General features: G+C 40.9%; 11 protein-coding genes. 5 read left to right on the top strand and 6 right to left on the bottom strand.

The features are described from left to right. Positions 1-486: a YbaK/EbsC family protein gene (locus C9414_RS15550; RefSeq protein WP_107163995.1), complete on the top strand. Its 486-nt coding sequence runs from the start codon at positions 1-3 to the stop codon at positions 484-486. 342 nt (positions 487-828) lie between these two features. Next, positions 829-1,521, top strand: coding sequence for a hypothetical protein (locus C9414_RS15545; protein ID WP_046342833.1), 693 nt, complete (start codon positions 829-831; stop codon positions 1,519-1,521). Positions 1,522-1,610: 89 nt separating this feature from the next. Here the strand turns inward: C9414_RS15545 and guaA are convergent, their stop codons facing one another. From guaA to C9414_RS15520, 5 genes are all read right to left on the bottom strand, one after another. After that, complete coding sequence (gene guaA / locus C9414_RS15540; RefSeq protein ID WP_017359841.1) at positions 1,611-3,152, bottom strand: glutamine-hydrolyzing GMP synthase; 1,542 nt, start codon at positions 3,150-3,152, stop codon at positions 1,611-1,613. A 186-nt stretch (positions 3,153-3,338) separates the two neighbouring features. Then, complete coding sequence (locus C9414_RS15535) at positions 3,339-5,543, bottom strand: DUF4129 domain-containing transglutaminase family protein (RefSeq protein WP_107163994.1); 2,205 nt, start codon at positions 5,541-5,543, stop codon at positions 3,339-3,341. 9 nt (positions 5,544-5,552) lie between these two features. After that, positions 5,553-6,638 carry a DUF58 domain-containing protein gene (locus C9414_RS15530; RefSeq protein WP_258182640.1) on the bottom strand — a complete coding sequence of 362 codons (1,086 nt, stop codon included), beginning with the start codon at positions 6,636-6,638 and terminating at the stop codon, positions 5,553-5,555. 101 nt (positions 6,639-6,739) lie between these two features. Next, positions 6,740-7,702: an AAA family ATPase gene (locus C9414_RS15525; protein WP_039176899.1), complete on the bottom strand. Its 963-nt coding sequence runs from the start codon at positions 7,700-7,702 to the stop codon at positions 6,740-6,742. A gap of 102 nt (positions 7,703-7,804) precedes the next feature. Further along, positions 7,805-8,704, bottom strand: coding sequence for a cation diffusion facilitator family transporter (locus C9414_RS15520; RefSeq protein ID WP_034282879.1), 900 nt, complete (start codon positions 8,702-8,704; stop codon positions 7,805-7,807). A gap of 482 nt (positions 8,705-9,186) precedes the next feature. On the opposite strand from C9414_RS15520, the gene gabP reads away from it, so the two are divergent. The 3 genes from gabP (at position 9,187) to C9414_RS15505 (ending at position 12,852) form a co-directional block, all read left to right on the top strand. Beyond that, positions 9,187-10,575 carry a GABA permease gene (gene gabP, locus C9414_RS15515; protein WP_039176895.1) on the top strand — a complete coding sequence of 463 codons (1,389 nt, stop codon included), beginning with the start codon at positions 9,187-9,189 and terminating at the stop codon, positions 10,573-10,575. A 97-nt stretch (positions 10,576-10,672) separates the two neighbouring features. After that, positions 10,673-12,205, top strand: a complete 1,533-nt coding sequence (locus C9414_RS15510) for a multicopper oxidase family protein (protein ID WP_107163992.1) — start codon at positions 10,673-10,675, stop codon at positions 12,203-12,205. Positions 12,206-12,480: 275 nt separating this feature from the next. Then, entirely contained in the window at positions 12,481-12,852 is a 372-nt protein-coding gene (locus tag C9414_RS15505; protein WP_039176890.1) for a carboxymuconolactone decarboxylase family protein, read from the top strand. 214 nt (positions 12,853-13,066) lie between these two features. Here the strand turns inward: C9414_RS15505 and C9414_RS15500 are convergent, their stop codons facing one another. Beyond that, entirely contained in the window at positions 13,067-14,116 is a 1,050-nt protein-coding gene (locus tag C9414_RS15500; RefSeq protein WP_047202825.1) for a hypothetical protein, read from the bottom strand. Positions 14,117-14,154 lie beyond the last annotated feature (38 nt).

Below are 14,154 nucleotides of genomic sequence, written 5' to 3'. Positions count from 1 at the left end.
ATGTCCATCAAAAAAGTAAAAGACTATTTTAAACAATATGATATGGATACACGAATTCAAGAATTTTCAGTATCTAGTGCAACCGTAGACTTGGCTGCTTCTGCACTGGGCTGTGAACCTGAAAGAATCGCAAAAACACTCTCCTTTCTAGTAAATGGACAAGCTATTTTAATTGTGACCTCTGGCGATGCAAAAGTTGATAACAAAAAATTCAAGGAATATTTTAAAACAAAAGCTAAAATGCTTTCTCCTCATGAGGTTGTTGACTTGGTCGGTCATGAAATTGGCGGAGTATGTCCTTTCGCTACAAAGAATGGCGTTTCTGTTTATTTAGATATTTCACTAAAACGTTTTGAGACAGTCTATCCAGCCTGCGGGAGCAGTAACAGTGCTATTGAACTCACAATCAAACAATTAGAAAAACACTCTGGTTATACACAATGGATTGATGTGTGTAAGGGATGGAATGATGAATTCACACAATAAAACGGAAGAAAAAAGTGCAATCAAACATAAAAAAGAGCTAGAAACCCTTGATACACAAAGGTTTCTAGCTCTATTATAACTACTCCCACTCGATGATTTTGCAAATTCATTTAAAGTTAATTTTCCGTCTTAAAAGCTTTTAAATCATTTAAATATACTTCATGGAACATGAATTTATAACTGTTGTTTGCAAAATGTTTGCAAATCGTTCTTCTCTAATTTGAGAAACGAAATTTAAAAGAGAGCTGAATGGCTCTCTTTATTTTTAAAAAACATCCATTTTTTTGAATTTTATTGATATAATTAATTATATTTATAAATTGATAAGGAGATTTTTATAATATGGATTTTATAAGTAACCCATGGTTTGTAGGTATTGCTGGTGGTATTGTAAGTGGTGTTATAGTTTTTTTTATAACTACTGCTATTTCGAATAAAATTAGCAAAAAAGATTACTATAATTCAGTAAAAGAAGTTAACTTTAAAGTGTCAAAAATGCTAATAATGTCTATTTCTGAAGGTAAAATACCGAACCCTCAAGTTGTCAGTGCATTACTATCTTCATTAGCGAAAAGAAACAATATTCTTTTAAAAGATATTAATACTGTAGAGGAAACTTATAACGATTTAGTCACTGAATTATTTGAAACAAATTTTATTCCGGTTGAAAAGAAGCAGACTTTAGCGAATGAATTAATCGATACAAAAGAATCTTTAAATCAAACGATTATTTTAGATGAAAATAAGAATATCAATGAAGATGAAAAATATCTTAGGTATCGTTCAATCCGTTTTAAATATCTATACATCTTAGGAGTAACAGTTTCCGCATATATGTTTCTTATCCTTACTTTATTAGATGCTAAAAAATTCAGTTTGCCAATTTCGTCAACTGATGATTACCAAATTTTAATGATTGCTTTTGGTACATTTACAATTGTTCTTAGTCTTTTGATTTTAATTACTACAAAACTAACTCACGATAAAAGAAAAGAGCTCAGAAAACAAAATAATAAAATCGATAAAAATACATAAACTAATAGCTTTTGTTTGCAAATTGTTTGCAACAATAACAAAAAAGAGCTTAGAACCCTTTTAAATCAAGAATTCTAAGCTTCTTTTTATTACTCCCACTCAATCGTAGCAGGCGGCTTACTCGTAATATCATACACCACGCGGTTAATATGCTTCACTTCATTCACGATACGAGTCGAGATCTTTTCAAGTACATCCCAAGGGATTCTTGCCCAATCACTCGTCATACCGTCAATAGACGTAACAGCACGGATACCGATTGTGTAGTCGTATGTTCTTGCGTCACCCATGACACCTACGCTGCGGATGTCTGGGAGAACCGTGAAGTATTGCCAGATGTCGCGCTCAAGGCCGAAGTTGGCAATTTCTTCGCGTAGAATCGCATCCGATTCACGGACGATTTCTAGTTTTTCTTCAGAAATTTCACCTAGTACACGGATTCCTAGTCCTGGACCTGGGAATGGCTGTCTCCATACGATGTCGTCTGGAATACCTAGCTCTGACCCTAGAGCACGGACTTCATCCTTGAATAGCGTATTAAGTGGCTCAATCAATTCAAACTGCATGTCTTCTGGAAGACCGCCAACGTTGTGGTGAGATTTGATTGTTTGTGCCGTTGCTGTACCACTCTCAATGATGTCAGTGTAAAGCGTTCCTTGTGCTAAGTAGTCGATTCCTTTTAGCTTGTCCGCCTCGTCATCGAATACATAGATGAATTCGTTACCGATGATTTTACGTTTTTGCTCAGGATCAGACACACCTTTTAGCTTGTTTAAGAAGCGATCTTTCGCATCTACTTTAATCACGTTCATGTTGAAACCTTCGCTAAATGTTTTCATTACCCCTTCTGCTTCGCCTTTGCGAAGAAGACCGTGGTCAACGAAAATACATGTCAGCTGATCGCCGATGGCTTTGTGGATCAATACCGCCACAACAGATGAATCTACACCGCCGCTTAGTGCGCACAATACTTGTTTGTCGCCTACTGTTTCACGGATTTTCTGCATTTCGATTTCAATGAAGTTCTCCATTGACCATTTGCCATCGCACTCACATACGCCGAAGACAAAGTTCTTCAATAGATCATTTCCGTACTCAGAGTGACGTACCTCTGGGTGGAACTGAACGCCATAGAAATTCTTCTCAGCTAAGCTCATCGCTGAGTTTGGACAATGTGCACTTGTTGCATCAACTGTAAAGCCTTCTGGTACTTCAACGACAAGGTCACCATGGCTCATCCAAACGACTTGATCCGTTGGAAGGTCTTTGAATAGAGCAGGTGTTCCGTTAATATGAATGTCTGCTTTTCCATATTCACGCTGGCTTGCCGCTTCTACTTTCCCACCTAAATAGTGAGTCATCAGCTGCATGCCGTAGCAAATGCCTAGAACCGGAATGCCTAGATCAAAAATCTTTTCGTCACAGCGGAAAGATCCTTCATCATAAACACTGTTTGGTCCACCAGAAAGGATGATTCCTTTAGGGGCCATTTCTTTAATTTCTTCAGCAGTTAAAGTGTGCGGATGAAGCTCACTGTACACACCAAATTCACGAATACGGCGAGTGATCAGCTGATTGTACTGACTGCCGAAATCGAGAACCAAAATCATTTCATTTACTAAATTTGTCATGGTGTCACCTCTATGTCCAATATAGTTTTTTATAAACGCACAGAAAAAATGAGAGGAGAAAACCTGCTCTCAGTGTGAATCACGCTTTTGAAGCGCCCAGACTCACATCCGAACGCTTCAATTTCATGTATTTTAGAAGGTTTTAATATTCACCTATTCTAACAACAGGAAGGTACGGGGTCAAGACTATCTCCTGTTTATTAAATTTTCCCATAACTTCACCGACTGCCGCCAAAGCGCCGAGGCATCTTCTTGTCGATAGAGCGCCCGCTCATAGAACTGCGTTAGTTCAGACATGTGATGATTCCCTTCCTTGTCATCGATCAAAGAAGCAAATTCTCTTAGCGTCATGCCTGGCTTTTTATCGATCCCTCTGCGCCTTAGCTGTTTTAATAGAGCAGCATATGCGTAGAAGAATGCTTCATCCTCTGGCAGACGTTTCACCTTTCTTACAATAAAGAATGGCAGCCATCTTATTCTGAATCGATAAAGCATCCAGCTGATGAATCCAAGCAGGACAATAGCTCCTGCCGCATATCCTGCAATTGAACCAGCATGTACCATATTTGGCTTTGCCTTCGCTGTTTGTTCCTTTGGTTGTGCCGGCTGCTCTGTCTCCTGCTGCTGCGGCTGGTCTTGCTGCTTTTCTTCACTTGCATCAGAACTAGACTGATTTTCTTCTTCCTTTTGATCATCCGTTTGATCGCTTGAAACGGCTTCATTCGTAAATGTCTCTGGGTTTGTAAATCCTTTTGTCGGTTCAAAGGTGACCCAGCCTCTGTTTGGAAAATAAACCTCTACCCATGAATGCGCATTGTTATTGGTTACTTCATACACATTGTTTCCATCCATTTGTGTTTCATATAACTGGCCAGACGTATACCCTTTCACCCATCTCGCCGGAATCCCGATCGAACGAAGCATCACAATCATAGAGGTTGAAAAATTATCACAGTAGCCAATCATCGTATCAAATAAAAATTGATCCACATAATCTTCATTACGACCAGGCACAGCGACATTTTGCGTTTCATATGAAAACTTCGCAGATCCTAAATAATCCTCGATCGCTTTCGCTTTATCATACATATTATCCTTCGTTTCCGTTAAGCTGTTTGCCAAAGTTTTCACACGCTCTGGGAGTGAGGATGGAAGCTGCAAGTATTCACGGCCAACCTGCTCATTCACCTGCTTCTTTGTCGGTACTTTGATTCTCTGTAAATCCTCTAGGATAAATGTAGGGGATAAAAAGCTGACTTGATAGTTCCCTAAATTTTTGGGTGGGTTTTGCATAGACGGGACAATTTTCTCCGTTTTGCCCATGATTTGCAACGGAATGTTTTCCATTGGCGTCAGCATGATCGTTCCAATAGGATACACAGCATGATTAAATCGATAGTCCGATTCTATATCAACTCTTGTTTCATGTTCCTCTGTTTTCACACGCTCGGTAAACCACCGATTCGGCACAGATTCGTCCTTTAGCCGAGTAGGCTTCGTATCATTTGATGCATCCTCCCAGCCCTTTCCTGTGTAAATACTTTTTGTTTCTACACGAAAATAAGACGGCTCCTTTCCGCTCCATTTAAAGACAGGTGTGCGGTCCTCACTAAACGGTCCACCTAGCGCTGAATCATCTGCACTATATCCCACTCTATTCTGCCCGGCTGTCCCATCTTGATTCGTGACCGCCTTAAAAAACGGGACAGGATCGGGCCATTTCGGATCAGACTTTGGCAAAGAAGCACCGAGTGACGCTGATAGAAGGACGAGCGCCAGCATGGGGAAAAACCACTTTAGACGCGCTTTCTGAGACACTCGAACGCCCTCAGCTGAACGCAGTCGATCGAAATACAGCAATCCAAGCAAACAAAAGCCAAATACCATAATACGAACGATCGCAAAGGTCGCATCATATGGCGTAAACGTATCAAGAATCGTGACATACACAATCGTCATCAGTAAAAAGAAAAAGATACGCTGCTGATAAACCACCCAATAATGAAGCAAGTAGACAAGCAGCCACAGCAAAATATAAAACAACAATGTACGGAAAGACGGATACATATCACTCCACATACCCATGCTCATTAATGTGATATTATCCTTAATATCAGCAAACAAAGCAGACGGATAGCCTGGCGCTGATTGATAAAAGATCAAATATAAGGCGAGTAAAATCAGTCCAGCACAAATAGGAAAGGTCACATACCACTTCAGACGAAAGAACGTAAACAAACACGTAAGCCCGATAAAAATGATGAAATAAGACGTATGGCTCGTCTCTGTAAAATCTTGAAGTGGACGAAGCCACTCCCATAGCAGCAGAAAAGCTACAGCATAATAGATGAACAATTCAAAACGGCTTTGCCGCAGATGCGTATGCAGCATAAATGTTTGTCACCTCACAGTTCTTTCGTGCAGCCGGTCTTCAAATAAAAGGGTGATGCGTATTCCAGAGGCCTTGAGCCGGTCTGCAAGCTGTTTTTCTTTTGTCGTCAAACGGTCAACGGCTTTCTTCACTAAAAGCACGGTGATGTTCTTTCTATTTCGATTTCCAAAGAGACTTGCCGCAAATTCCTCCTGCAGCTGACCTGTGACGACATATTTTCCTGAATGCTGATACTCACTCGCTGCTAACGGTTTATATTCTAGTGCGCGGGAAGGCTGATGCTGTACCCTTGTTAAATAATAAAGCATGTCCTGTAAATGAAGTTCTCCTTGATCGACTCGAAAGGCATGCTGATCTCCTAGTGGGACAAGACCTGACGGCACTCCTTTTTTCACAGCCGTTTGAAGAACAGATGCTGTAATAGATACAACTGTTTCATAAACAGCTTGATCAGTAAAATCAGCAAACACGACAAGGTCCTGTGCTTGATTTTGTTCAAATTCCTTCGTCATCAGCTGGCCTCTTCTGGCCGTCGTCTTCCAATCCACCCAAGCAAACCGGTCTCCTTGCTGGTATTCCCGTACGCCTGTTGTCACATGGGTCGGTTCATTTAACCACGAGTGAACCGCTTTGCCTCCATTTTCATTCACTGACTCAGCAGGCTCTACAAGGATATCCAGCACTTTTGGGTAGACAAGCAGCTTTTTCTCTAGCGGAATGATGATTTCTTTTTCAACAAACCCAAACATATCACCCGTTTTGATTCTAATCGCTGTCAAATGATGCTCTCCCCGCGGAATATCGTTCAATTGATAAGAAAATCGCCATGTTTTCCGAAACCAAGGAAACAGCATTTGCTTCATTTCAATCTGTTCCTGTAAATGAAAGGTATCTGGCGGAGCATCCTCTATCATGACGTAAACGTACGGAAATGGATGTGTCCGCTTGATTTCAAGGTCAATGGACAGCACATCCCCCGCCTTCAAACGGGTTTGCTGTAATGCCCTCTTGGCTGTCGCGCGAAGCGGTACGAGCGCAAACAGCAATGCATACAAAGCATATGGTAAAAATGCATAAAAAAGGAACCAGCTCACAAACCCTCCCTGAAACATGGCATAACAAAAGGCTGCCGCAGTGAGAATGATGAGCATCATCACCCGTAACCATAATGAAACTGCTAAACGATGACGTGACTTCATTGAGTCATCGACTTTTGAACTGGCACGCCAATTTGCTCTAGCATTTGTCGCAGCAGTGTCTCCGCCTTCTTCCCTTCATATGTCGCTTCTGATGTTAAAATCATACGATGCGGTAATGTATAAGGCACCAAATACTGTACATCATCAGGAATCACATAATCGCGCTGATTCAAAAGCGCATACGCCTGTGCCGCTTTCATCAAGGCGATCGATCCCCTTGGACTCACACCTAGATAAACAGATGGGTGTTTACGCGTCGCTTGAGCAATTTCAACAATATATTCTTTAATGGATGCATCCACATGAATGGTTTGAACAGCCTGTTGCAACGCATGGATATGTTCCTTTGTCATGACAGCTTGGAGCGTATCAATCGGGGATTGCTTCTCCTGCAAGTTGAGCACCTCCAGCTCCTCGAGCATAGTCGGATATCCCATCTGCAGCTTGAATAAAAACCGGTCCATTTGCGCTTCTGGCAACGGATAAGTTCCTTCATATTCAACTGGATTTTGCGTCGCCATAACGAAAAATGGATCCGCAAGCGGCATCGTTTCCCCGTCCACAGTGACACTGCCTTCCTCCATCGCTTCAAGTAAAGCTGATTGTGTTTTAGGAGAGGTCCGGTTGATCTCATCAGCTAAAATAATCTGCCCCATGATCGGTCCTTGCCTAAATTCAAATTCATTCGTCTTTTTATTGTAAATCGACACGCCTGTTACATCTGAAGGCAAAAGGTCAGGAGTGAATTGGATTCTCTTAAACTCACAACCAATGGATTTTGCCAAAGCACGAACCATCATCGTCTTCCCTACACCAGGCACATCCTCTAGCAGCACATGCCCCTTCGCCAAAATCGCAACAAGGCTTAATATCGCAATGTCTTTTTTCCCAACCATGACTTTATTGATGTTATCTACGATTTTTTGTAAATCTGAATGCATCGGTTCTTCAAATGCCATCCTGATCCTCCTATCACGTTTCTGTCAAATTTCATATAGTCTAACTTTACCATACAACACGCATTTGCATATAACATCAGCACGTATAAAAAAGAAGCCTTCTCACGATGGAAAAGACTTCTTCTCTTCTTTCGGCTCACTTGCTGGCTCCATATGAACATGAGAGTGTAAAATATCATGCTCCTGTTTCATTCTGCGTTCAATTTCATCTGCAATATCATGGCTTTCTGCAATGTTCAAGTTGGGCTCGACCTCAACCACTACATCCACATGGACTGTACTTCCAAGATAACGCGCTTTAATATCCTTTAAATCGCCCACTCCTGGTGTTGCTTCAATGGTCTCTTTATATTTAGACATATCTTTGATATGAAAACCGTCTGTTAACGAATGAGAAGCATCTCTGAAAATTTCCCATGCAGTTTTACAAATAATTAAGCCAATGACAAACGCTGCAAGCGTATCAATCCATGCCAGCTGAAATTGAGAAGCCATAATTCCTACAAATGTTCCAATACTCACATACGCATCTGATTTATTATCAGCAGCTGCCGCATGAAGTGCCTGGCTATTGATCCGTTTGGACAGATTGCGGTTATAAATATACACACCGTACATCACAACAGCACTTCCTGCTGCCGTCCAAGCCGCGATCATATCCGGCGTTTGATGCTCAGATGAGAAGAGCGACTTCCCTGCACTCAGCAAAACCTGAAGCCCAACAAGCATCATGATAAAGGAAGCCACAAGAGACGCAATATTTTCCGCTCTAAAATGACCGTATGGATGATCTTCATCAGGCGGCTTTTGAGAAATACGCAGCCCAATCAACACAGCAAGGGATGCAATAATATCCGTCGTGTTATTCAATCCATCTGCCGAAAGGGCCTCTGAATGAAACACGTACCCAATAATGAGTTTGACCGCAGATAAGATCACATAGGCAATGATGCTAACCCAAGCACCCGTTTCACCTTGTCTTAATTCGTTATAGCGCTCCATGTCGAACCGCGCCTCCTCACACATCACTTTTCTATTATTTATCTTACAAAGCAAAGCCCGTGTGGGTCTACAGCAACATGATTCGCTTATGTCAGCAAAATAGGATAAATAGAAATGTGTTGACCTAAGTAAACTTATTTTTACAAGGTCAAATGACCTCAAGACCTACTCCTATCAACCTTTTTCCAATTCTCTTCGAAATGGACATATCGTCAAATCTCTCTCCTTAGGGAAATTATCAGAATAATTTTATTTTGTGACACAACTTCCCCACCCCCTTTTTTATGTTATTTTAAGAATCATCCGAAGGAAAAGAGGGAACATAATCTCTCAAATCCTTTATACTTTTTAACATCATGTTAAGAGGTTTGAAATGTCAGTTTGATAACCTGTCCAATGCTGAATGACAATTCAGTGTGATAAAATTTAAAATATTCTAAAAACAAATTCTCTATTCATGAGAAATGTTTGGAGGTAAAGAAATGTCCAACATGACAAACGGTCTTCAAAAAAACCTTAAAACAAGACATATTTCGATGATCTCCATTGCTGGGGTCATTGGGGCAGGGCTATTTGTTGGTAGCGGCGCTGTCATTCATTCTGCAGGGCCTGGATCCATTCTTTCCTATTCTTTTGCCGGACTTCTGGTGATCTTTATTATGAGAATGCTCGGAGAAATGGCATGTGCCTATCCGACAAGCGGTTCTTTCTCACAATATGCGAGCGATGCTATCGGTCCATGGGCCGGTTTTACAATCGGCTGGCTTTACTGGTTCTTCTGGGTGATCGTCATTGCCATCGAAGCCATTGCTGGTGCTGCCATTATTCAATATTGGTATGGAGATGCACCTGTTTGGCTCACAAGTCTTATCCTCACAATCCTCTTAACATTAACAAATATCTTTTCTGTTAAATCTTTTGGCGAATTTGAATATTGGTTTTCATTGATTAAAGTCGTCAGCATCATTCTCTTTCTACTCATTGGTTTTGCATTTATCTTTGGTTTTGGCGGTCATCATACTTCAGGTCTTGCCAATCTAACAGGGAACGGCGGTTTCCTTCCAAATGGATTCAGCTCTGTGTTACTCGGAATCGTCGTCGTCATCTTTTCCTTCATGGGAACGGAGATTGTGGCCATAGCGGCCGGTGAATCAGCAGACCCAGTCAAATCTGTGACGACAGCCACACGCTCTGTTGTATGGCGTATTATCGTATTCTATGTCGGATCAATTGCTGTCGTTGTCACCTTGCTTCCGTGGAATTCCGCAAGTATTTTAACAAGCCCTTTCGTTGCGGTATTAGAATACATCGGTGTTCCATCAGCCGCTCAAGTCATGAACGTCATTGTCTTAACAGCTGTTCTATCTTGTTTAAACTCCGGATTGTACACAACGTCCAGAATGCTATATTCATTAGCAGAAAGAGGCGAAGCACCGAAACGCTTTATGAAAATCAGCAAACGTGGTGTTCCTGTAGCAGCTACAGTCGCAGGTACCTTCTTTTCCTACATTGCTGTCATGATGAACTATTTTTATCCTGAAACCATCTTCTTGTTCTTAGTCAATGCATCTGGCGCCATTGCCCTTCTTGTCTACTTGGTCATCGCCGTTTCACAATTAAGAATGCGCCGTAAAATCGAAAAAGAAAATCCAGAACAGCTCAAAATCAAAATGTGGCTGTTCCCATACCTCACGTACTTTACTATTTTGGTTATTTGCGCCATCTTGGCATCGATGCTGTTTATCGAATCCATGCGGCCACAGCTCATTTTGACGAGTATCATTACCTTTAGCGTACTGGCTGCTTATTTTATCTTTAAACCGAATAAAAAAGTGCCTGCAAATGCGGCGCTCGAAAATAAACACCCTTAATTTATCCCGCTGAAAAGCGGGTTTTTTATTTTATTCACCTATTTAGATGTCCGCACTTATACTGTATCAAATTGTATTTAAGTGAGGATTAGTCAACATGAACCTAGAAAAATTTGTTGACGAGCTTCCAATTCCAGAAGTCGCGGAGCCCGTCAAAAAGAACCCAAGACAAACGTATTATGAAATTGCTATGGAGGAGGTATTCTTAAAAGTTCATAGAGACCTGCCCCCAACCAAGCTATGGACCTATAATGGCAGCTTGCCTGGTCCAACCATTAAAGCCAATCGAAATGAAAAGGTCAAAGTGAAATGGAAGAACAAATTGCCATTGAAACATTTCCTCCCTGTCGATCACACCATTCATCCTGGGCATCACGATGAACCAGAGGTCAAAACAGTCGTTCATCTACATGGCGGTGTCACACCAGCAAGCAGTGACGGCTATCCAGAAGCCTGGTTTTCACGGGACTTTGAAGCAACCGGCCCCTTCTTTGAAAGAGAGACTTACGTATACCCCAATCATCAACAAGCCTGCACATTGTGGTATCACGATCATGCGATGGCATTGACACGACTAAATGTGTACGCCGGTTTAGCTGGGTTTTATTTGATCTCAGATGCATTTGAAAAGTCTTTAGAGCTTCCGAAAGATGACTATGACATTCCTTTAATGATTATGGACCGTACATTTCAGGAGGATGGCTCACTGTTTTATCCTAGCAGACCAAACAACACACCAGAAGACAGTGACATACCAGATCCATCCATCGTGCCCTTTTTTTGTGGAGAAACAATCTTAGTCAATGGAAAAGTATGGCCGTATTTAGAAGTAGAGCCGCGAAAATACCGTTTTCGTATTTTAAATGCGTCCAATACTAGAACTTACGAGCTGCATCTAGATAACGATGCTACAATCATGCAAATTGGTTCCGATGGGGGATTTTTGCCAAGACCCGTTCGCCATCAATCATTTAGCATCGCACCTGCTGAACGTTTCGATGTCATCATCGACTTTTCAGCTTACGAAAACAAAACGATCACTCTCAAAAATACAGCCGGCTGCGGACAGGATGTGAATCCTGAAACAGATGCGAACATTATGCAATTCAAAGTCACACGTCCGCTAAAAGGAAGGGTACCTAAGACATTACGTCCGATTTTCAAACCGCTGCCACCGCTTCGGCCAAGTCGAGCTGATAGAGAGCGTACACTCACACTTACCGGCACACAGGATAAATACGGCCGCCCTATCCTATTGCTCGATAACCAATTTTGGAATGACCCTGTCACGGAAAATCCTCGTCTTGGCAGTCTAGAGGTTTGGTCTATCGTCAATCCAACTAGGGGTACACACCCTATTCATTTGCACCTTGTTCAATTTAGGGTTTTAGACAGAAGGCCGTTTGATACAGAAGTCTATCAATCGACAGGAGAAATCGTGTATACAGGACCAAACGAAGCGCCTCCTCTACATGAACAAGGCTACAAGGACACCATTCAGGCGCATGCAGGTGAAGTCATTCGGATCGTTGCTCGATTTGTTCCATATACCGGCCGATATGTGTGGCATTGTCATATTTTAGAGCATGAAGATTATGACATGATGAGGCCGATGGATATCATTCATTAAAAATGAAACCACTCTTCCGCTAAATGCGTAGAACTTTTATGAAACTACTGATTACAAAGGGGCTAACGGACATCTATTCATTAGCCCTTTTATGATCCATTTCAAAATGGAAAAATAAATCGCATGAATCATTCCTTTGAAGAGCATTACACACTTAAAAAGTTGACGCAGCAAACCGATAATACTACTATATACCCATTACATCTATCAAAAGGCACATAAGCCATAATGAACGAACAAATGGAAAATTGCGATAACAAACGGAGGAGTTCAATTTGAATGAAGAAAAAGAAACTTGCCAGGTCAAACAAGAAACAGCGGCAGGTAACAGAGAGAAGCTTTCAATTCATGAGAACGAAAGCATTCGGTCAAACATTGAACAACTAACCATTGAACTCAGTGAACAAAAAGAATTCAATCACTTCATATTAGATGAAAAACAAAAGGCCATCAGCACATTATCTTCCCTCATCACAAAAGGCGATTGTGATGAAGACTTAAAGACTCATTTTGAACAAGCATTACATATTGGACTTTCTGTCATAGAGATTATGGAGATTATTAAACACTGTACAAAGGTTGCTGGCTTCCCTCACTCCATTAATGCCCTGTTTATCTTTCAAAACTTATTAGATGAAAACAAATAAAACAGAGAAAACGAGATGTCATCAGTCCTCTCGTTTTTTTATGTTCACTCATATTACCCTTTTTCTTTTCCTCTGTCACATAAGCAAAATATGAAAATAGCACTCGTATCACTGCTTAAAAACTGATTTTCTTCCTATAAATTCCCCCATTTCTCAAGCATTTCAAGTGAAAAATAAAAAAACGCCCAGTTATATAGATAACTGAACGTTTCCTTTATCGATTGACAGTGAAATTGTTAATGATTCCGCCATCCTTCTCCCAAGCGGCTTCCACTGCTTTCTTCTTCATATTGTATTCAAAAATCGTTCTTACCTTAGCCTTTCGTCCAGTGTCATCCTTTAATTCTTTTGCGTTCTTTGCAACACCTAAGAAATAAACTGACGACCCGTCCGTAGAAAATTGTGGCTGTGCAGCACTTAAAATATGAACATCCTGACTGTTTTTAACGAGTGTCGTCGTTTTTCCTGTTTCTACATCAAGCATTTTTATAGAGGATATTTCTTTTTCTTTACGAACCTTTACTTCCGTATAAATCAATTTCTTATGATCTGGAGAGAATGAGATATCATTGATCGTTTGTGAGATGCGTGCAATGCGTTTCCCCTTCTCACCTGTCTGAAGGGTGATCTTCATGGTTGTTGGTTCAGGATCTCTGCCCTTTTCATTCGCTTCATCGGTTTTTTGATAATCTTCTTTTAAAGAATAATGCTGGATCGCCAAATCATTTGAAGTCGGATCATATGCAAAAGAACTCACCGTATCGTCCTTGCTTTTTTCTGGATACAGCTCCTTCATTTTGTGTGTTTTCAAATCAAAAGATGCGACATAAAATTGCTCTCCAGAATCCTTGTTATACCTAAGAAATAACTTCTTCCCATCACCAGACAGCCTCATACTGTCGATGGAATCATCACTCGTAAACAGTGTTTTTTCTTCTTCAGATTTCACCTTTAATTCCCGAATACTCACCTTTTGCGTATCTTCATCTGTATACGTGTAATATAAAACCTGTTTCGTAGAATCATAAGCAATCGAAGGATATGCTGTCAGTTTCTCCGTATGAAGTGCCCGATCATGCAAGTAATAAGTATTGTTTAACTTTTGATCTGTAAATGAAACGAGCAATTCGTCTTTTGCATCTTGGTTTGTTTTAACTTTCCCTGCATGTTTTGCCTCTTGCCCCGGCTTCATCATGAAGAAAAGAACTGCCGCAATCACTGCGACGCCAATGACTGTGATGATCCACCATGTTGATTTTTTCATTGCCTTTCAGACCCTCTCTACAAGAAAAGAAGCCAGAA

Source organism: Bacillus sp. Nf3, assembly GCF_003028545.1.
Classification (GTDB): domain Bacteria; phylum Bacillota; class Bacilli; order Bacillales; family Bacillaceae; genus Bacillus; species Bacillus safensis.
Note: the sequence above shows the minus strand (reverse complement) of the source record. Positions and strands in the feature narration are given on the sequence as shown.